The organism is Chloroflexaceae bacterium, from assembly GCA_025057155.1.
In the GTDB taxonomy this organism is placed as follows: domain Bacteria; phylum Chloroflexota; class Chloroflexia; order Chloroflexales; family Chloroflexaceae; genus JACAEO01.
Genome location: JANWYD010000015.1, coordinates 52,898 through 72,932, shown reverse-complemented (window position 1 = coordinate 72,932; position 20,035 = coordinate 52,898). Strand labels below are relative to the sequence as shown.

13 protein-coding genes are annotated in these 20,035 nt (G+C 60.4%); all 13 read left to right on the top strand.

The window, feature by feature from the left end; genetic code table 11:
• The first annotated feature begins 29 nt into the window (after positions 1-29).
• The 13 genes from NZU74_14445 to NZU74_14385 all read left to right on the top strand — a co-directional run bounded on the left by NZU74_14445 (position 30) and on the right by NZU74_14385 (position 19,791).
• Complete coding sequence (locus NZU74_14445) at positions 30-893, top strand: FkbM family methyltransferase (protein ID MCS6882531.1); 864 nt, start codon at positions 30-32, stop codon at positions 891-893.
• Between the two features lie 38 nt (positions 894-931).
• Positions 932-2,149 carry a glycosyltransferase gene (locus NZU74_14440; GenBank protein ID MCS6882530.1) on the top strand — a complete coding sequence of 406 codons (1,218 nt, stop codon included), beginning with the start codon at positions 932-934 and terminating at the stop codon, positions 2,147-2,149.
• 141 nt (positions 2,150-2,290) lie between these two features.
• Entirely contained in the window at positions 2,291-2,755 is a 465-nt protein-coding gene (locus tag NZU74_14435; protein MCS6882529.1) for a hypothetical protein, read from the top strand.
• A gap of 76 nt (positions 2,756-2,831) precedes the next feature.
• Positions 2,832-4,166 carry an oligosaccharide flippase family protein gene (locus NZU74_14430; protein MCS6882528.1) on the top strand — a complete coding sequence of 445 codons (1,335 nt, stop codon included), beginning with the start codon at positions 2,832-2,834 and terminating at the stop codon, positions 4,164-4,166.
• 90 nt (positions 4,167-4,256) lie between these two features.
• Positions 4,257-5,753 carry a hypothetical protein gene (locus NZU74_14425; GenBank protein ID MCS6882527.1) on the top strand — a complete coding sequence of 499 codons (1,497 nt, stop codon included), beginning with the start codon at positions 4,257-4,259 and terminating at the stop codon, positions 5,751-5,753.
• Positions 5,754-5,823: 70 nt separating this feature from the next.
• Positions 5,824-6,975, top strand: a complete 1,152-nt coding sequence (locus NZU74_14420) for a glycosyltransferase (GenBank protein MCS6882526.1) — start codon at positions 5,824-5,826, stop codon at positions 6,973-6,975.
• A gap of 3 nt (positions 6,976-6,978) precedes the next feature.
• Positions 6,979-8,865: an asparagine synthase (glutamine-hydrolyzing) gene (gene asnB / locus NZU74_14415; protein ID MCS6882525.1), complete on the top strand. Its 1,887-nt coding sequence runs from the start codon at positions 6,979-6,981 to the stop codon at positions 8,863-8,865.
• A 17-nt stretch (positions 8,866-8,882) separates the two neighbouring features.
• Positions 8,883-10,109 carry a glycosyltransferase gene (locus NZU74_14410; GenBank protein ID MCS6882524.1) on the top strand — a complete coding sequence of 409 codons (1,227 nt, stop codon included), beginning with the start codon at positions 8,883-8,885 and terminating at the stop codon, positions 10,107-10,109.
• 326 nt (positions 10,110-10,435) lie between these two features.
• On the top strand, positions 10,436-12,415 hold the full coding sequence (gene asnB / locus NZU74_14405; protein MCS6882523.1) for an asparagine synthase (glutamine-hydrolyzing): 1,980 nt from the start codon (positions 10,436-10,438) through the stop codon (positions 12,413-12,415).
• Between the two features lie 263 nt (positions 12,416-12,678).
• Positions 12,679-14,085: a hypothetical protein gene (locus tag NZU74_14400; protein ID MCS6882522.1), complete on the top strand. Its 1,407-nt coding sequence runs from the start codon at positions 12,679-12,681 to the stop codon at positions 14,083-14,085.
• A complete protein-coding gene (locus NZU74_14395; protein MCS6882521.1) occupies positions 14,082-16,391 on the top strand; it encodes a bi-domain-containing oxidoreductase in 2,310 nt (769 codons plus the stop codon). Before NZU74_14400 ends, NZU74_14395 begins: the two co-directional genes overlap by 4 nt.
• 246 nt (positions 16,392-16,637) lie before the next feature.
• Positions 16,638-17,873: a glycosyltransferase family 4 protein gene (locus NZU74_14390; GenBank protein ID MCS6882520.1), complete on the top strand. Its 1,236-nt coding sequence runs from the start codon at positions 16,638-16,640 to the stop codon at positions 17,871-17,873.
• A 154-nt stretch (positions 17,874-18,027) separates the two neighbouring features.
• Complete coding sequence (locus tag NZU74_14385) at positions 18,028-19,791, top strand: heparinase II/III family protein (GenBank protein MCS6882519.1); 1,764 nt, start codon at positions 18,028-18,030, stop codon at positions 19,789-19,791.
• Positions 19,792-20,035 lie beyond the last annotated feature (244 nt).

The following is a 20,035-nucleotide window of genomic DNA, read 5'->3' as shown; positions in this document are numbered from 1 at the left end:
CTATGTGAAAGGAAAGGAGTGTAAAGAACATGGCTACTAGCAGCGATAATGTTAAACATCCACGCGCCGAACTGCGTAGCGAGGTGCAAAACAGAGATAAGGTGCGCACGGCTATACGGCGCGTAATCAATGTCAGAGGACCTATTTACCAGTCTGCTTCCCGGTTACTAAACCGGTATTGTGTTATCAAGTCAGAGGGGTTTGGCGTGTATCGAACATTGTACCGTCAACCTCTGCCTGGAGAGACTCAGCGCCATGTGAATTTTAAGAACTATCCCTACCCAATTTACTTTCGGCCAGGAACAACGGACGTGGGCGAGCTAGTTGATAATCTGATAAGACATCAGTATGGCCGAATCGACAGGTTTATTGAACCAGAACTTATCATTGATGCAGGTGGCTACATCGGAGATGTGTCTATTTATTTCTTGAATCGATTTAAAAACTGCACTGTCAAAGCCCTTGAACCTAATCCGGCAAATTTCGCGATTGCGAAACAAAATCTGCAGCCATATTCCGATCGTGTCAAGTTGCTCCAAAAGGGCCTCTGGAATAAAGAGATGACACTGTATTTATCGGGTTCGTTTTCCGGGGCATCAGTGATAAATGCTGATACACAGGGGGTAGAGATTGAGTGCACAACGATCAGTAATCTATTACAAAGCTCTGGAGCCGTCGCTCTGGACATCCTAAAAATAGATATTGAGGGTGCAGAGTTGGAAGTGTTGTTAAACGGTTCGGAATGGCTGCCACGAACCAGACTGATCATCGCAGAATTTCACGGCGAATACATACGAAAGTCATGCATTGACCAGTTGAAGATGCACGGTTTTCGAGGATATCAATATCGAAGTGTGAACTACTTTTGGAATGAACGGTTTCGGCAACAATAAGCAATTCAAATAATCAACCGTCTCAAGGAGTGTTAGTCATGATGCGCAAATTCTCGCTCGGCATTATTCAGCCTCGCGCAACCCAATTTGATGGGCCGCTGTTTCGCCGTATCGCCGCACTGCCCGATCTGGATTTAACTGTCTACTTTAATAAGTCAACAACTCCCGATATCTTTCATGATCCTGAATTAGGTCATACTCGTCAATGGGATAATGACACCTTGTCCGGATACCGCAAAATTGTCTCGCGCGGTGATGTGATCAGTCAGGTCAAGTTGCTTCGGATAATGCTTGCAGCCAACCATGATCTGATTGTAGTTTCGGGTTATCGAGAATGGTTGTATATTGCTATCGCATTAGCGGGAAAACTGCGCTCTATCCCGGTTGGCATTCGCACAGATAATGTGCTTCTCTATCAAAAGGAGAATTCGTGGAAGTGGCGCTTGAAAGAGGCGACGCTTCCGTGGTTTTTCAAGCTCTATGTTACGGGCCATCCTACAGGCACCCTGGCCAGGCAATACCTCAGACATTACAGGTTCAAGGACGAGGCGTTGTTTTTGTTTCCATACAATGTTGATAATGATTACCTGAAAAGCATTTCCAGCAAGATTTTTGCCGAGAGGGATAAGTCTCGGGCTAATCTGGGGATATCCCCAAAGGATTTCGTGGTTTTGGGTATTCTCAAGTTTGTGCCTCGCGAAGATCCTATGACGCTACTTCGCGCGTATGCGCGGCTGGTCAAGAAATGTCCTGACGCCCACCTGATCCTTGTAGGGGATGGTGAGCTTCGTGGCTCCATTGAACAGTTGATAGCGCAGGAGCAGCTTGATAAGGTCCATCTCGCCGGATTTGTCTCCTATTCGCAGTTGCCGCGATACCTTGCGATATCTGATGTCTTCGTACACCCGGCCACGCGGGAGTCGTGGGGCGTAACGGTGAATGAGGCCATGGCTTGCGGGGTTCCAGTGATCACAAGTGACAAGGTTGGCTCAAGCGCGGATCTTATCACGGTTGGTGAGACCGGATTTGTCTTTCGGGCGGGTGATCACCTGGCTCTGGAGGATCTTCTGATGAAGTTAAGGAATGACGAAAAACTGCGGGCTAAGCTGTCCAGGAATGGGTCTATCAGAATCAATGAGTGGTCATACGAGATGACCTGTAGAAACTTATTGATGGCGTTGCAGTATGTACAAGCAGTCCGAGGAACCCATTCACCGCAAACAGACATACACTGCTCTGGAGAAAAAAAGCCGTGAAGATCATCGGAGAACGGTCCCATGCGTTCAATCCAGGACATAAGCTTCAACCCCGCTCTTCGGCATGGCAGGCCTGCGGCACACATCGATGGCTTCTTTTACACTGGGATATAACGTCTTGAGACTTGCGGTCAGCAGCCAATGCCCGTCAATCTGCCATATGAACACAGCGCACGGGGATCGTTGAAAACTGTAAAAGCCATGTTTAACATAGACACGCTCCTGAGATTCGTGGGCCGCCAAGAGTGGCTCCGTGTCGGATTAAGATATTATACAATCAACCGATTTGTCAATCCAAAGAGGAGTGGCTCGCGTCATTTTGAGGTGAACTTCTATGGTTTGAAGTATAAGGGCGATCTGGGTCAATATATAGACTGGTGGGTCTATTACTTTGGAGCATACGAAAAGGCGGAACTGCTGCTGATGCGGGACATTGTTGCCCGCAGGAGGAATGCGGTTTGTGTCGATGTTGGTGCAAATGTCGGGCAGCACTCGTTGTTTCTATCGCGGTATTGTGCTGAAGTTCATGCCTTTGAGCCGTTGCAATATTTTGTTGCAGCCCTGCAATGCCAGATAATTCCTGCCGCTAATAAAAAATTCCGATGAACGTTTATGTTCGTAGAGGAACGACTGCGAATATGGCGCCCATTTTAAGAGGCGGCGCTTTAGAATGATATTGCGGATGCGAAGATACTATCATTACATTCTGTCGTCATCATCTTTTGGGAGCGCGCTCGCCCTTACGATGGGCGCCAATGTCTTCCTGGCCAGCCTGAGCCTAATCTCTGGAACCCTCGCGGCCCGGCTATTAGGTCCAATTGGACGAGGAGAGCTGGCTGCAATCCAGACCATTCCGATGTTACTCGCGATGTTGTCTACATTAGGTGTGCCAGATGCTTTGGTCTACTACTCCGCAAGGGAACCTGATAAAGCTCTCAGGTGGCTGTCCTCTGCTGTGTGCATTGCTTCCCTTGGTTGTTTGCCTTTTGTGATAATCGGTTACTTTTTGCTGCCCCTGGCATTAGAAGCCCAGCGTTCAGTTATTATCCAGGCCGCGCAAGTTTATCTTCTTTGGCTGCCGATCAGTGCCGTCTTTGGTTTTACAATTCATCCGCTCCGTGGTAGAAACGAACTTCTTGTCTGGAATGTACTGCGAATCGTTCCGCCACTCACATGGATTGGTGTCTTAGTCTTTCATACAGCAAGCTCACAGAGAGATCCTGTCGGTTTGTCTCAAGATTTCTTGATTTGGTACTCGATTACCGGTGTTCTGACCGCTGGTTTCGTCGCCATTCGAATGAGGGGAGGTTGGCGCCCTTCAACAGAAAGGATGAGGTCACTGCTGCGTTTCGGACTGCCCAACATGTTGGGAACCCTGCCAGCGGTTATAAATTTGCGACTCGATCAGATTTTAATTGCGGGCTTTCTTGGCCCGAAACTTCTTGGTCTATATGTTGCGAGCTTAGCGTGGAGCAACGCAGTAGTTCCGCTTGTGAATGCTATTGCAGCAGTTCTACTCCCCAGAGCGGCTGGTGCATCATCAGAAAAAAGGGGGGCGGTGATCGCTCAGGGTACGTGGCTGGGCCTTGCACTTTCAGTCGTGCTTGCCGGAATTGCGGCAGTTCTTTCACCAGTGATTATTCCGTTATTGTTCGGAGACGCTTTCAAACCGGCCATACCAACTGCCATTATCTTGTGTTTGGCCAGCGGTGTGTCCGCGTTCAATCAAGTTCTTACGGCTGCAATACAGAGCCTCGAACGGCCTCAGTACCTTTTTATAGCAGAGGGTGTAGGTGTTATCGTTACACTTTTATTACTCTGGTTGCTTTTGCCAGCATTTCAGTTGATCGGCGCCGCGATTACGTCACTGCTTGGTTATATGGTCGTCTCATTATTGCTTGGTGTATTTATAGGCAGAGAAACCGGGCCGAGCCTTTTATTCTCGAATCGCGAAATCTCTGCGTTGATCAATCGATTTCGAGAAAGAATTTTTGCTCAGTCAGATGATAGCAAGTGAGGATCATCTATTCGTACAAGATTGGGATGCCTGGCTATGAGCAGTGTTGGCACGTCTCGCGGACGCGATTGGCGGACTTCCAGATCGTTAATGCCTACTCTGGTACTGGTGTGCCTCTTTGCTGCGCTTCTTGTCGGCCTTTCTGCAATGTTTGACCCCGATACTGCTACCTATTCGGGAGCACTCTGGTTTTACATTGTCTTCCTCGGTTTGATGACAGCCCTACTTATGCTTGGAGGTCAGTTTCTTCGTTTACACGATCAAAGAATGCCTGTACTAGCTCATCCCCCATTCCTCATGACGATTTGGTGTGTTGCTCTTATCGGTATTCCTGGACTGGCGTCTTTCTTCAATCCGGTCTTGATAGACTCGATAGATGATCTTGTTGGTATTAATTACCCGTATGCTGCCTGGGCGTTGTTGCTGGTGACGACAGGACTTGCAAGTATTTGGCTTGGTTATGGATCTGGTTTGCTATTGTTTCGGCCAAGCATTCATAGTTCCAGGTTTTTTGCAGACCTGATCATTGTAACCCCCCACATCGTGTTGGTATTCTATTTCTTAGTTGTGCTAGTGCGACTGGTGCGAATCTCTGTGGTTGGCATTTCCTATGCTGCTGACCCGGGCGCCTGGGGAACCTTCTCAGCTTTTCATCAGTGGATTGGCTACCTGGAGAGCGGCGCGTACGTTGTGGTCTCACTGGTTGCGCTTCGAGTATTCCAAAGAAAATGGCCTTTCGGACTTCTGATCCTCGTTGGAGTTGTAGAATTAATCTTTGCTATAATTTCGGGAACAATGAAGCCGGCATTCTGGTTGATCGTACTATTGGCGCTTTCTGCCCTTTTCTGTGGTTATAATCTTTTGCGATATATTCCCTATATTCTTATTAGCCTGTATGTTGGAATAGCGATAGTGCCTGTGACCGAGTATTTGCGTCAAAATATAAACGATCTCAACGTCAATTCTCCATCATCAATGGTGCAGTCTTCCTTGAAAGCCTTCCGAGAGACATGGGGGCAGGGTGTGGATGTCGGTTGGAATATGTTTTCTGAAAAGGTAATGGGACGACAAGCTGAAATAAGTCAGAACATCGGCGTAATTCTCCGAAAAACACCTTCAGAATTGCCGTATGAGGGTTTTCATCAGTTTCTGGCAATTCCAGCCTATGTTGTCCCGCGCGCTCTCTGGCCGGATAAGCCGGTCATTACAGAAGGGGTTTCATTTAGCATTGCTTATTTAAATCATCCATCCAGCACGAAAACGTCTTCGGTGAGGACTATTTTTGGACAGGCATATATTTTTAGCGGTTGGCCAGGGGTAGTGCTGGCCTGCATCGTACTGGGATTTGCCCTTGCGCTATTTGTTCGAAAACTCGCCTATTCAGGCCTGGCGCCCGTTTATCTGGCTCTTATACCGGATTTAATAGACATCGAGAATTCATATGTCAGTTTAGTTATTCAAACCGCGCAAAGAGTTGTAGTGCTTTTGGTGATATGTGTATTTGTTGTATGGATTGCAAAAACTCTGAATGTTGGGAATGGAAGACGCAAGTATTTTGTGAAAAGGTTTGAAGATAAAGTGTTTTAGGAGGACTCACTTGAGCGTGGCGCCGTTTCGAATAGGTTTGGTAGTGCCCGCCCTCGCTGAAGGTGGTGGTGTGTCGTCCGTAGCTCAATTCTTGCACCAGGTGCTGGAGCGGTCAGGGCGCTATCGTCCTGCGATCGTCTCGTTGGCAACCTCGTCCCGTGATCCTAACAGTGTGCGCCTGGTTGCTCCAGGTAGTTGGCGGCGAGGCGCGCGGTGCACCGCAGGAGAGTGGCAAGGTTTACCATATCGCCATATTGGCGCTATTCTTGCCGAGCTTGAGTTTCAGCGCTACCAGCCGCGCCGCTGCCTCACTGAGCTGCTAGCCGAGTTTGATTTGATCCAGGTTGTGGCCGGGACGCCGGCATGGGCCCTTGTGACCCGTGAGGTTGGTCGCCCGGTATGCCTGTTTGTAGCGACTACCGTGCGGATGGAGCGTGTCGCGAGGCTCAAGCGTTTGCGGGGTTGGCGCAAGCTCTGGCTCGCGGCAATGACCCGTGCCGTTACGGCGATCGAGTTGGCTGCGTTACGACATACGGCCTGTGTGTTCGCCGAGAGCAGCTATACGCGACAATTGCTCGCCCCTCTGGTTCCACCCGAGCGGCTGGTCCTCAGCGTTCCGGGCATTGATACGGCCTTCTTCCGGCCGGGCGACTATCGCTATGATGGGCCTCTGTTGAGCGTCGGCCGCTGGGGTGACCCGCGCAAGAACTGCCGAATGCTCTTCGCAGCCTATGCCAGGTTAATCCAGGCGCTCCCCGCGGCGCCGAAGCTGATTTTAGCCGGCGCCACCGCCCCCTCGCCGGAGGACCTGACCTTTGCGCGGTCCCTCGGAATTGAGCGTCGCGTTGAGATACACGTTGACCTCTCCCGCGAGGCGCTCCGCGATCTTTTTCAGGAGGCTTCGCTGTTTGTGTTGCCCTCTGAAGAAGAGGGGTTGGGCATCGTGATCATCGAAGCGATGGCCTGCGGCCTCCCGGTGATCAGCACCCGCTGCGGCGGGCCGGAGACGGCCGTAGTCGAAGGCGAGACCGGCTACCTTACCCCGGTTGGTGACGCGCAGGCTCTGGCCAATCGCATGGCCGAGCTCATTGAGGCGCCCGAGTTGCGCCGCCGTATGGGCCAGGCCGGCCGGCGCGTCGCTGAGCAGCGCTTTTCGCTGGAGGCGGCCGGGAAGGTCTACCTTGACAAGTACGATGAACTGTTGAGCGCCAGGAGGCCTTAGCCTATGTGCGGCATCGCCGGATTGCTTTTCACCGGGTTATGGTCGGAGTCTCTCCTGGCCCGGCTGCAGGCCATGACCGATGCGCAGCGCCATCGCGGCCCCGACGACCAGGGTGTCGAGTTGCTCCGGGCAGCCGATCCGGCGGTCGGCTTCGGTCATCGCCGGCTGGCGATCATTGATCTCTCGCCCGCCGGCCACCAACCGATGGCTGATCCGGACCGTAACACCTGGATCACCTTCAATGGCGAGATCTACAACTTCCGCGCGTTGCGCCGGGAACTGGAGGCGCTCGGCCAGCGTTTCCGCAGCCAGAGCGATACGGAGGTCATTCTCAAAGCCTATGCCGCCTGGGGTCCCGACGCAGTGGCCCGTCTGCGCGGCATCTTCGCCTTCGCGATCTGGGACGAACGGGAGCAGACGCTGCTGCTGGCCCGCGACCAGTTGGGGGTGAAGCCGCTCTACGTCTGGCAGGGGCAGGGCCTGCTGCTCTTTGCTTCCGAGGTGCGCGCCCTGCTCGCGTCCGGGCTGGTTCCCCGCCGCCTGGATGCCGCCGGCCTGCAGTCGTACCTGGCCTATGGAGCGGTTCAGGAGCCGTTTACCCTCGTGGAGAGCGTCAGGTCCCTGCCGCCGGGGCATATGGCGCTCTGGCGGGCGGGCGCGCTCACAACCCGGCGCTACTGGCAACTGCCCGCTCCCGACCAGGTCCTGCCGCTGGCGCCGCCGGATGTATATGCGCAGATCGCCCAGCAACTCCGTGAAGCCGTGGGTTTGCAACTCGTGGCCGATGTGCCGCTCGGCGCCTTTCTCAGCGGCGGCATCGACAGCACCGCCATCGCTGCGCTTATGCGCCAGTCCGGCGGCGCCTCGGTCAGGACCTTCAGCGTCATCTTCGATGAGAAGGAGTACGATGAACGCGCCTATGCCCGGATCGCGGCTCGCCATATCGGCGCCGAGCATCACGAGTTGCTGCTGCGCGGCGATGAGGTGCGCCGAGCATTGCCAGAGGTGCTTGCCGCGTTCGACCAGCCCAGCATTGACGGGGTGAATACCTACTTCGTCTCGAAGGTGACCCGCGAAGCCGGCCTGACCGTCGCGCTCTCGGGGCTGGGCGGCGATGAGCTCTTTGGCGGCTATGAGGGCTACCGCAAACCCCTGCTGCTGGAACGCTGGGGCGCGCCGAAACGCTGGCTTCCCCCGGCTGTGCGGCGCGGAACGGCAACCCTGATGGAACGGGCGCCCGGCAGCCCGATGGTCCAGCGGGCGGGCGCGTTTCTACGCGCGGAGCGGCACCCGTACTTCGCGTCGCGCCAGATTTTCACGGAGCGCCAGATCGCCGCCCTGGTCGCGCCTGAGCTCCTGGACAGGGCGGCCGGATGGGAGGAGCGGTGCTTCGGCGAGCTGGAGGTCGAAACCAGGGCCTACGATCCGATCAACCGCGCCTCCGCCCTTGAAATGCGGACCTACATGCTCAGCATGCTTCTGCGTGACGCCGACCAGATGAGCATGGCCCACGCCCTGGAGTTGCGCGTCCCGCTGATCGACCACGTGCTGGTCGAGCGGGTCTTCGCGCTGCCGGGGGCGCTCAAAGTTGACCCGGCACAGCCCAAGCCGCTGCTTACCCGGGCGCTGGACGGCGCCCTGCCGCTGGCGTGTGTCAACCGGCCAAAGCACGGCTTCACTTTGCCGTTCGCGGTCTGGCTGCGCGAAAGCCTGCGTGCGGAGATGCGCGCGGTTCTGTGCGACGATGCCTCGCGGGGGAGCGGCCCGTTTCGCGGGGAAGGGCTGGCCAACCTCTGGCAGAGCTTCGAGCGCGGGCAGATTGGCTGGAGTCGCGTGTGGGGGATCTACGTTCTGCACGACTGGCTACAGCGGCAGAACATAGTTGCGTAAGGAAGGATGCAGGTGACATGGTCGAAGCGGCTGGCCGGCACACCACCCCAAGGATACTGATCGTCCTCGAATACTATTTGCCCGGATTCAAGTCAGGCGGACCCATTCGCTCGATCGCCAACCTCGTCGAGCGCCTGGGCGACCAGTTCGACTTCTACATTCTGGCGAGGGACCGGGACGCTGGCGACAGGCAACCCTACCCGGATGTGCAATGCAACGCCTGGGTACAGGTAGGCAAGGGCAAGGTGTACTACGCCTCGCCCGATCGGCTCTCGTTCCGTCACCTGCTGGCACTTGTCGGAGAGGTGCGCCCGGCCATTATCTACCTGAACAGCTTTTTCGCTCCGCTGGCGCGCAGGTTCCTCGTCCTCCGGCGACTGGGGCTCCTACCCGGCTCACAGGTCATCCTCGCGCCGCGAGGCGAGTTTTCGCCTGGCGCGCTCAAAATCCGGACGCGCAAGAAACAGCTCTATATCAACCTTTCGCTTCACGCCGGCCTGGCCAACCAGGTGATCTGGCAGGCTTCCACGCCGCTTGAGCAGGAGGATATTCGGCGCATCATCGGAGAACGCGCTCAGATACGCATCGCCTCGAATATGACCCCCGCGGCAGAGGTGCTAGCTCCAAAGATTTCCCGGATCTCAAAACGAGCCGGCAATGTACGTTTTGTATTTCTGTCACGGCTGGTGCCGAAGAAGAACCTCAAACAGGCAATTGCCATGCTCGCGCCGCTACAGGGCGAGATCTCGCTCGATGTCTATGGTCCCATTGAAGAGAAAGATCTAGCCTATTGGCACGAGTGTCAGGCATTGATAGCCCGGTCCCCAAAGCACGTTTCCATAACCTACCACGGAGAATTGGCGCACTCGGAGGTGGTGAGCACCCTGGCGCAAAGCCACTTCTTCCTCTTTCCGACCCTCGGCGAAAACTTCGGACACGTCATTCTTGAAGCGCTGCTCGCTGGCTGCCCGGTATTGTTGAGCGACCAGACGCCCTGGTTTACGTTCGCCGATCGGCCAATCGGCTGGGGTATTCCGCTCGATGACGAAATGGCCTGGAGAACCACGCTGCAGCACTGTGTTGACATGGACGATAAGGCCTACCAGCAGCATTCCGAGTCAGCCAGGGCCTTCGCTATGACCTTCGCCAATAACCCGGCGGCGATCCGGGAAAACGTGGAACTGTTTGCGAGCGCGCTGGGCTTGCCGCACGCGCAGCAACAGCGATCGCTGGCGCGTCCTTGAGATCGAGGCGGCCCCCTTTTGCGCCTCAACTCCATCCAGCGCGGCGCAAAGGGCACGTATCGCGCCGTCGTGGGCAAGCTGCCAAACAATTGAAAAGAGCCCGCTTTTGAGCCCTGACGGGTAGGCGTCAGGGCCCCGGAGCGTGAACAGGGTTGGCCGGTGCGTCTACCTGTCAGGTCTTTGCGTCATCTTCACGAGCGATAAGCAGCTGCCCTTCGCTTCGCAGATTGAACGATCGCTGGCAACATAGTCGCGAGGATCCCGCTCTGTTTCAGAATATGCCAATGGCAGCGCAAAAACGCGCCACGATATGCAGAGGTAATGGTATGTGTGGCATTGTCGGCACTGTTAACTGGGGGGACGCTGAGACGCTCTCAGCAATGAACACACTAATGGCTCATCGCGGCCCCGACGATGCGGGCCAGTGGCAGCACTTTGCCGCGGACGGCGCCTTCATCGGCCTCGGCAGCCGCCGGCTGGCGATCATTGATCTTTCGCCCGCCGGGCATATGCCGATGTGCAACGAGGATGGGATGGTCTGGATCGTCTTTAACGGCGAGATCTACAACTTCGCCCCGATCCGCGCCGAACTATGCCGCAAGGGCCACGTGTTTCGCTCCAATACCGATACTGAGGTCATCATTCACCTGTATGAGGAAGAGGGCCCCGACTGCGTCAGGCGTTTGAACGGTATGTTCGCCTTTGCCATCTGCGACCTGCGCGGGGCGGATCCGCTGCTGATGCTGGCCCGCGATCACTTCGGAATCAAGCCGCTCTACTACACGCAGCGCGGTGACCGGCTTGCCTTTGCCTCGGAGGTGAAATCGTTGCTTCAACTGCCTGAGATGAGCGTCGGCATAGATTTGGAGGCCCTGCACCAGTACCTTACCTTCCTCTGGGTGCCCGATCCGCTGACCCTGTTCCGAGGAGTCTACAAACTGCCCGCTGGCCACTACGCCCTATTTCGTAAGGGGCAGTTCGGGATCGTGCGCTACTGGGACGTGCGCTTCCCTGATCGTGGCGTAGCCTACAGGCTCTCTGAGGGTGAGGTGATCGAGGAGCTCCGCGCCCACTTCCGCCAGGCCGTTCGCTCGCAGTTGATCAGTGATGTGCCGCTTGGCGCGTTCCTAAGCAGCGGGCTCGACTCGAGCAGCATCGTGGCAATGATGGCGGAGGTCGCAGCAGAGCCCGTGAGAACCTTCACCATCACCTTTCCGCCTCACTACCGCATCGGCGAGTTGACCCTCGACGACCCGCAGGTTGCGGCGTTTGTGGCCCGCGCCTTCGGCTGCAACCATCGCGAGATCGTCGTCGAGCCCGATGTAGTGGACCTGCTGCCCCGCCTGGTATGGCACCTGGACGAGCCGGTCGGCGATCCCGCAATCATTATGGCCTACCTGGTCTCGCGTGAGGCCCGGCGCGATGTCAAAGTTCTGCTTTCCGGAGTGGGCGGCGACGAACTGTTTGCAGGCTACCGGCGCCATTACGCCCATCACTGGGCACAGGCTTACCGGCGGCTGCCGGCGCTGCTGCGTCGGAGGTTGGTCGAGCCCGTGGTTTACACGCTCCCTACCCTGCGCGGCTCAGCCTTGAAGGGGTGGATGCGGCTGGCGAAAAAGATGGTGCGCAGCGCATCCCTCTCGCCACAGGAAGCATTCCTAATGAACAACACGTTCTTGAATGATGCAGAAAAAGCAGAGCTGTATTGCGAAGCTATGCAGGCGCAGGTCGCGAACTATGAACCATTGAGTACGCATAAGGCACAACTTGGCCGGGTGGCTAACGCCGATTTGCTCAATCAGTTTCTCTACCTCGAGATGAAGACCTTTATGGTCAGCCTTAATCTAACCTATAGCGACAAGATGAGCATGGCCTCCTCGGTGGAGGTGCGCGTTCCGTTCCTCGACCGCGAGCTGGTCGAGTTTGTTGTGCGCAACGTCCCGCCCTCGCTCAAAGTGAAAGGTCAGCTCCGGCCCACAACGAAGTACATCTTCCGCCAGGCTATGCGCGGCATCCTGCCAGCCTGCGTTCTAGACCGACCCAAGACCTCGTTTGGCGCCCCGGCCGACTATTGGCTGAGCAACGATCTGCGGGAGATGGTTGACGACTTGCTCTCGGAGGAGCGTGTCCGCCGGCGAGGCTTCTTCGAACCAAAGGCTGTCCAGAAGCTGATTCGCGAACACCGCAATGCCCAGCAGGACTGGTCGCTACAGATCTGGCAACTTTTAACCCTTGAGCTCTGGATGCAGCAGTTCGTTGACGTTCGACGAACGTTATGCCCAATCTCCATACCACGGTGCGCCTAATCCCCCTGAAACAGATCACCCGGAACTGCCGCAGCGGCGCGTTGGCGGTCGCCGATGTGCCGCCGCCGGTCCTGCGCTCTGGCGGCGTGCTCGTCGCCGTCGCTGATAAGGTTAGATTGCGCTGCCACTGGATTATGTTGAAGTCACAGTCAACTACCTGCCCCGTAACGGCCCGCTTAGCAAGATTCCAGACTACGAGACATTTCACTTCACACCCCGCTTCGGCTGGAAGGGCCATATCGAGAGAGCAGGAATTCAGTTGTATGCAGAAGCCAACCTTCGATCGCGAGCAGCTCTACCTGCGCCTGCCGGCGCAGCTCCAGCACCTTGCCTGTAGCATCGAGGGCTGGTCGGTCCAGAGGCGGCGCTTTGGGGGCGACTTTCCCGCGCTCCTTGCCGAGGTGGAGGCGCGCAGCCGCTGGACGCCGGAGCGGATTGCAGCATATCGCGACCGGCGGCTCGCGGCGTTCGTCCAGACCGTGGCGGCTTCCTCACCCTTCTACCGTCGCCTGTTCGCCGACACGGGGATCGATCCCGCCTCGATCACCGGTCTCGACGACCTGCACCGTCTGCCTATCCTCACCAAAGATATCGTAAAGGCGCACTATCCCGAATTGATCTCCAGCGCCTTCCGACCCACTGACCTTGTCCCTGTGCACACCAGCGGCACCACCGGCGGCGGGCTGGGTTTTATGACAACACGCCGCGCTCTTCAGGAGCAGTGGGCGATCTGGTGGCGCTACCGGCGCTGGCACGGCATCACGCCGGAGACGTGGTGCGGCAGCTTTGCCGGGCGTCCTGTCGTGCCCCTCGCGCAGCGACGCCCGCCCTTCTGGCGCTACAACGTTCCGGGACGGCAGATCCTCTTCAGCGGGTATCATATGGCGCCCGACACCCTCGACGCATACGTCGCCGAGTTGCGCCGCCGGCGACCACCCTGGCTCCACGGCTACCCCTCGCTGCTGGCCCTCCTCGCCGCCCACATGCTGGATCGCTCCCTTGAACCGGGCTATCAGGTGCGCTGGGTGACAATCCGGTCCGAGAACTTGCTGCCGCAGCAGGCGACCCTCATCGAGCGGGCCTTCGGCGTGCGGCCGCGCCAGCATTACGGGTTGTCCGAGGCGGTCGCCAACATCTCCGAGTGCCCGCTCGGCAGGCTGCACGTTGATGAAGATTTCGCCGCAGTAGAGTTCTTGCCCAACCCCAATGGGCCAGGCTGCCGGATCATCGGCACTGGCTTCGCGAACCCGGCCTTTCCCTTTCTGCGCTATGACACGCAGGACCTGGTGACCGTCAGCGAGGAACGCTGCCCCTGCGGCCGTCCCGGGCGCATCGTCGCGCATATTGACGGGCGGCAAGAAGACTATATCGTGCTCGCGAACGGCAGCCGGGTGGGGCGAATGGATCCTATTTTCAAGGATCTGGTGCACATCCGCGAGGCGCAGATTGTGCAGCGGGAGCCCGGGGTCATCACCGTCCGCGTGGTGCGAGGGGCGGGCTACACGCAGGGCGACGAGCAACTCCTCAGGCAAGAGATAGCCAGGCGTGTCGGCGTGGATCTGGTGGTGCACGTTGAGTATGTTGAAAGCCTGCCGCGCTCCGGCGCGGGCAAGCTGCGCTTCGTAATCTCCGAACTAGATGCCGGAAAGCTGGAGCGGGTAACCCTATGAAACAGATCACCCAGAACTACCGCAGCGGCGAGCTCACCGTCGCCGATGTGCCGCCGCCGGCCCTGCGTCCCGGCGGCGTGCTCGTGGCCGTGGCCGCCTCGCTAGTCAGCGCCGGCACTGAGCGCGCGATGGTCACGCTGGCTCAGGCCAGTCTGCTCGACAAGGCCCGCCAGCGCCCCGACCTGGCGCGCCAGGTGCTGGAGAAGGTCCGCCAGGAGGGGCTGCTCACCACCTACCAGAAGGTAATGACCCGACTCGACAGTCTCTCGCCGCTGGGCTACTCCTGCGCTGGTACGGTGATCGCCGTCGGCGAGGGGGTCGCCGATCTGCAGGTCGGCGACGCGGTGGCCTGCGCCGGAGCCGGCTACGCCAATCACGCCGAGGTGGTCTTCATCCCCCGCAACCTGGCGGTGAAGATCCCTCCCTTTCAGCGCCCCGATCCAGACAGCGACCCCTCCCATCCCCAATCCAAAATCCAAAATCCAAAATCCCACATCTTCGAAGAGGCGGCCTTCACCACCGTGGGCGCGATCGCTCTCCAGGGCCTTCGCCAGGCCACGCCGACCCTCGGCGAGACAGTGATCGTCATCGGCCTGGGCCTGATAGGCCTGATCACCGTGCAGTTGCTCAGAGCCAATGGCTGTCGCGTCCTGGGTATGGATCTCAGCCCTGCCCGCTGCGAGCTGGCGCTGCGTTTCGGCGCCATCGGCGCGGCCGCTTCCGATGAGGACATGCGCGCCCTGGTGGCCAGGCATACCGGCGGCCTCGGTGTTGACGCGGCCCTGATCACTGCCTCCACCAGCTCCAGTGCGCCGCTGCGCCTTGCTGCCGAGCTGTGCCGCGATCGCGGGCGCGTGGTCGCTGTCGGTCTCGTGGGCCTTAATGTGCCGCGCAAACTCTTCTACGATAAGGAGCTCGACCTGCGCCTCTCGCGCTCCTATGGCCCCGGGCGCTACGACCCGAGCTACGAGGAGCAGGGTCACGACTACCCTATCGGCTACGTGCGCTGGACCGAGAACCGTAACATGCAGGCCTTCCTCGACCTGCTGGCCGAGGGGCGCGTGCAGGTCGCCCCGCTGATCACCCACCGCTTCCCGATCGCCGAAGCTGAGCGGGCCTACGCGCTGATCACCGGCGAGCGGGCGAGCGAGGCCCTGGGTGTAGTGATCAACTATCCCGAGACCGACTCCGCCGCCCGCCTGGCGCCGGTAGTCCGGCTGGAGCGGCCAGGCGCCGCACCTGCGACGCGCCTCGGTGTCGCCCGCGCCGGTCGGGGCGTGCCCAACGCGCGCCCGGTGGCCCTGGGCCTGATCGGTGCGGGCGCCTTCGCCCAGGGCGCTCTGCTGCCCGCACTGGCGAGCGTGCCCGGCGCGCCGCTACGGGCCGTGGCCAGCGCCACGGGCCTCTCCGCCCGCCACGTTGCCGCGCGCTACGGCGCAGCTTACTGCACTGCCGAGGCCAGCCGCATCCTGGAAGACCCCGAAGTTGATGCAGTGCTGGTGGCTACGCGCCACGGCTCCCACGCCGCCCTGGTGATCCGCGCCATCGCAGCGGGCAAGCCGGTCTTTGTCGAGAAGCCTCTGGCGGTAAGTGAGGAGCAGTTAGGGGCCGTGGTCACCGCCTACGAGGCGGCGCAGCAGCGCGCCGAGGGTGCGCCCAACGGCGCGTTGCCTGCAGCGCCGCCGCTGCTGCTCGTGGGCTTCAACCGCCGCTTTGCGCCGCTGGCAGTCACCATGCGTGATTTTCTGGCCGGGGCCGGCCCGTTGATGATGCACTACCGCGTCAACGCGGGGTTTGTGCCGGCCAGTTCATGGCTTCACGACCCGGCTGAGGGGGGCGGGCGCATTGTCGGCGAGGTCTGCCACTTTGTGGACCTGCTGCAGTTCCTCTGCGGGGCCGACCCGGTGAGCGTAGCCGCCACCGCCGCGCAGTCGCCGTCCGGCGCGCTCCAGGAGGACAATGTCAGCATTCACATTCGCTTCAGCGACGGCTCGGTGGGGAGCATTCTCTATGCGGCCGGGGGCGACAAGGCCTTTCCCAAGGAGCGGGTCGAGATCTTCGGCGGGGGGCGGGTCGCTGCCCTTGACGACTTCCGCACCCTCGAGCTGGCGCGCAACGGGAAGCGGCGCGTCGAGCGCACCCTGCTGCGCCAGGACAAGGGCCACGCCGCCGAGCTCCGGGCCTTCGTTGAGGCGGTGCGGGCCGGCGGCCCGGCGCCGATCCCCTTCGCCAGCCTGGTCCTCACCACCCGAGTCACCTTCCTCGCCCGCGAGGCGATCCACAGTGGGAGAGAGCTGCGCGTTTAGCGCCCTTTGCCTGGGATTGGTTTAAACCACTTGCAAACTCAGTGTACGGGCGCTTGTACGGTGGATGAAACGCCAGCACGATGTCACTTCTTGGAATACCCTGCGCGACCGGACGATTCGCGACGCCTTCTTCGGTTCGATTGTGTTGAATCCAGATTGTGCCATTACGAATGTCAATATGGATGAGCGTTCCCGGTCAGGCAATACACCACGTCTGACGCTGGTCGGTCCGTGGCAACAGCACCTATGCGCATTCTAATCCTCGCCCACTTCTATCCGCCCGAGATGGGCGGCCCGCCCGCGCGGCTGCACAGCCTGGCGCGCTGGCTGGCCGCGTTTGGCCACCAGGTTACGGTGATCACCGGCTTTCCCAACTACCCTACGGGCGTGGTAGCCGAGGAATACCGTGGCAAACTGCGCGCCATCGAGCGCCTGGACGGCGTTGATGTGCTGCGCACCTGGGTGTACGCTTCGTCGTTTCGCACAAGCTGGCGCCGGCTGGCCAATAACCTCTCGTTCGCCGGCTCGGCTATCGTAGCCGGCCTTACCTCCGGTCGCAGCTATGATGTGATCCTGGCCTCATCGCCGCCGCTGTTTGTGGGCCTGGCCGGCTGGTTCCTGGCCCGCACGCTGCGTATCCCATTCGTCTTCGACGTCCGTGACCTCTGGCCGGAGGTCGTGATCGAGGCCGGCGAGCTGGCCCCCAATGCGCCGCTGGCCCGCGCCCTGGCAGCGCTGGCCCGCTTCCTCTACCGCGGCGCGGACCATATCACGCCCGTTACGGAGCGCAAGCGCACCAAGCTAATCGCCGCCGGGGTGCCGCCGGAGAAGCTCACGGTGGTAAACAATGGCGCCGACCTCGATCGCGTGCCGGTAAATCTGAACGGTTACAAGCGGAGCGAACTAGGACTCGACGACAAGTTTGTCGTGCTCTACGCCGGCCTGATCGGCATTGCTCAGGGAGTTGAGATCGCCGTCCACGCTGCCGACCGGCTGCGCGAGCACAACGATGTGCATTTCTTGATCGTCGGCGACGGCGTGCGCAAACCTGAGCTGGTGGCTGAGGCCAAGCGCCTCAGCCTCAGCAATGTAACCGTGCTGCCCCGGCAGCCGCGCGAGTCCATCCCCGCCTTCCTCCGCGCTGCCGATGCCTGCCTGGTACCCCTTGTAAACGCCAGCCTCGACGACGCGGTACCCTCGAAGCTGCTCGAGGCCTGGGGCCACGGCTGCCCGGTGATCCTCGCGGCTGGCGGTGAGGCGGCCGATCTGGTAAGGCGCAGTGGCGGCGGCGTAGTTGTCTCGCCCAATGACCCCGGGCAGCTCGCCGAGGCTGTCCTTGCCCTCAAGCGCGACCGGACGCGGCTGGCCGACTATGCCCGAAGCGGGCGAGCCTTCGTGGCCAAGCACTTCGATCGCGAAGCGCTTGCCCGCCGTATGGAGCAGGTTCTGCAGCAGGTTGTTGCCGACCGCGCTGCGCACTGACAGACGGCTTCTCTCTACCCTGGCTTTTCCAGGGCAACTGGGTGCGTGTCTGAACCATCGGCATCAATGCTTTCGAAGCAAAGACAGACTCTGCTGCCCTCTGCGTCCTCTGCGGTGAATATCAAGAAATAGCAGCTTTCTCAAGGCTCCTCCGGTGATCTTTCCCATGCGTCTGGATCGCTCCCTCAAACTCCGCGCCGCCTGGCTGACCGCCCGCCGCGCGGGGCCGCGGCGCGTGCTTCGCCGCCTCGAACGCCGGCTCAGACTCGGTCTGGTGGACCCGTGGCTGGCCTCGCGACTCTACCCGGCGCCGGCGCTGGCCGGCGGCGCCAGCGGCCCCGCGCTGCCGACGCAGCTCGTCGCTCTGCGCCGCCTGGTCGCCCTGCGCCGGGCTACGCCCCTCGCGGCCGCCTGGGACGTGGCCGCGGGGACGGTTGCACTGCTCGGGCAGCCGCCGGAGCCCCTGGCCCCGCCGGCCAACTGGCTGGCGTCTCCGGTCGCCGACCCGCTCTGGGCCTTCAGGCTGCATAGCTGGGAGTGGGCCTGGCCTCACCTCGACGACCCAGCGCGGCGCGCGGCGCTGCTGGGCCTCTGGCGCGACTGGCTGGCGCGCGTGCCCGTTGGCCGCGGCCCGGCGTGGGAACCCCACCCCACCTCGCAGCGCCTGGTGGTCTGGTCCGCGGCCTGGCGCTTGCTGGGCGGCGATGAATCGCTGGCGGCGGCGATCGCCCGGCAGGCCGCCTTCCTCGCCGATCACCTGGAGCGTGACCTCGACAACAACCACCTGGTCGCTAACGCGAAGGCTCTGGCATGGGTGGGCCTGTTGCTGCCCGGTCTGCCCGACGCGCCCCGCTGGCAGCGCCAGGGCCTTGAACTCTTCTGGGCCACCCTGGACGCCCAGGTGCTGGCCGATGGGGGCCACAACGAGCGTTCCGCTGGCTACCACATGGCCGTCTGGCTGGACGCACTTGAGCTTGCGCTCCTCTGCCTGGCGAGCGGAGAGGCGCCCCCGCCAAGGGCATGGGCGGCTCTGGAGCGCATGCGGGCCTTCGCCCTGTCCCTGCGCCGGCCCGACGGGCGCCTGCCCCTGCTTAACGACAGTGTCGAGGACGAGCCGCTACCGGCCCCTGCGATCTTCGCCCTGGCCGAGGGGCTGCTCGGCGCTCCCCGCCGTGCTGCGGGACCTTGCCCCTCCGTGACGGCGTTGCGCGACAGCGGCTATGCCGTGCTGCGCGCGGGTAGCGGCGCCGAGGCCGTCTACCTGGTTTTCGATGCGGGTGACCTGGGGCCACCGCACTTTCTGGGCCACGGCCACGCCGATACGCTGAGCTTCGAGTTGTGGGCGCGCGGCCAGGCCCTCGTGGTTGACCCGGGCGTGTACCAGTATCCCGCCGGCCACTGGCGCGACTACTTCCGCAGCGCCGCGGCCCACTCCACTGTCACCGTCGACGGCTATGACCAGTCGATCTTCGCCGGCCCCTTTCGGGTGGCCGAGGCCGCCCGCGGGCGCATCGTCGCTGTCAGCGAGGACGCCGATGGCCCCACCGTCACCGGCGAGCACGACGGCTACCGCCGCCTGGCCAGCCCCGTCAGCCATCGCCGCAGCGTGCGGCTCCACGGCCCCTCGCGCCTCACGCTGGCCGACCAGCTCGACGGTGCCTGGCAACACGCCCTTGTCGGGCGGCTGCACCTGGCGCCCTGCCGGGTGGAACTTGAGTCCCCGCGGGTGGCCCGGGCAGTCTACCCCGGCGGGGCGCGGGTGGCCTACCGCCTCGTCAGCGACGCCGCGGCGTGGCGGATCGAGGAGGGCTGGACGAGCCGCCACTGGTACCGGCGCGAGCCTTCCCCGGTGCTGGCCTGGGCGGTGGAAACGTTGCTGCCCTTCACCCTGACAACCGAGATCACCATCGAACAGTGACAGGAGATTGGGGAAACCCACTGTCCCCGGGCTCTCAGGTGTAGGGTTTTTCGAGCGCGAAGGGGTTTTCGGCATTCCAATGCGCTTGTGAACCCCCCTGCCCCCCCTCTCACCTACGCGGAGAGGGGGAGTTGGGCGTCCCAATGCCCCGGATGGCGACTGGAGGATGTGCCGGAAAACCCTACACCTGAGAACTGTCCCCAGGCCCCTGCCTGACTGAAGGATGACCCGGGTATCCACACAG

What these genes read in the sequence shown, in the direction of transcription:
- NZU74_14445 (MCS6882531.1), top strand. Translation starts at nt 30, where the DNA reads ATGGCTACTAGCAGCGATAATGTTAAACATCCACGCGCCGAACTGCGT.
- NZU74_14440 (MCS6882530.1), top strand. Translation starts at nt 932, where the DNA reads ATGATGCGCAAATTCTCGCTCGGCATTATTCAGCCTCGCGCAACCCAA.
- NZU74_14435 (MCS6882529.1), top strand. Translation starts at nt 2,291, where the DNA reads ATGCCCGTCAATCTGCCATATGAACACAGCGCACGGGGATCGTTGAAA.
- NZU74_14430 (MCS6882528.1), top strand. Translation starts at nt 2,832, where the DNA reads ATGCGAAGATACTATCATTACATTCTGTCGTCATCATCTTTTGGGAGC.
- NZU74_14425 (MCS6882527.1), top strand. Translation starts at nt 4,257, where the DNA reads ATGCCTACTCTGGTACTGGTGTGCCTCTTTGCTGCGCTTCTTGTCGGC.
- asnB (MCS6882525.1), top strand. Translation starts at nt 6,979, where the DNA reads ATGTGCGGCATCGCCGGATTGCTTTTCACCGGGTTATGGTCGGAGTCT.
- NZU74_14410 (MCS6882524.1), top strand. Translation starts at nt 8,883, where the DNA reads ATGGTCGAAGCGGCTGGCCGGCACACCACCCCAAGGATACTGATCGTC.
- asnB (MCS6882523.1), top strand. Translation starts at nt 10,436, where the DNA reads ATGTGTGGCATTGTCGGCACTGTTAACTGGGGGGACGCTGAGACGCTC.
- NZU74_14400 (MCS6882522.1), top strand. Translation starts at nt 12,679, where the DNA reads ATGCAGAAGCCAACCTTCGATCGCGAGCAGCTCTACCTGCGCCTGCCG.
- NZU74_14395 (MCS6882521.1), top strand. Translation starts at nt 14,082, where the DNA reads ATGAAACAGATCACCCAGAACTACCGCAGCGGCGAGCTCACCGTCGCC.
- NZU74_14390 (MCS6882520.1), top strand. Translation starts at nt 16,638, where the DNA reads ATGCGCATTCTAATCCTCGCCCACTTCTATCCGCCCGAGATGGGCGGC.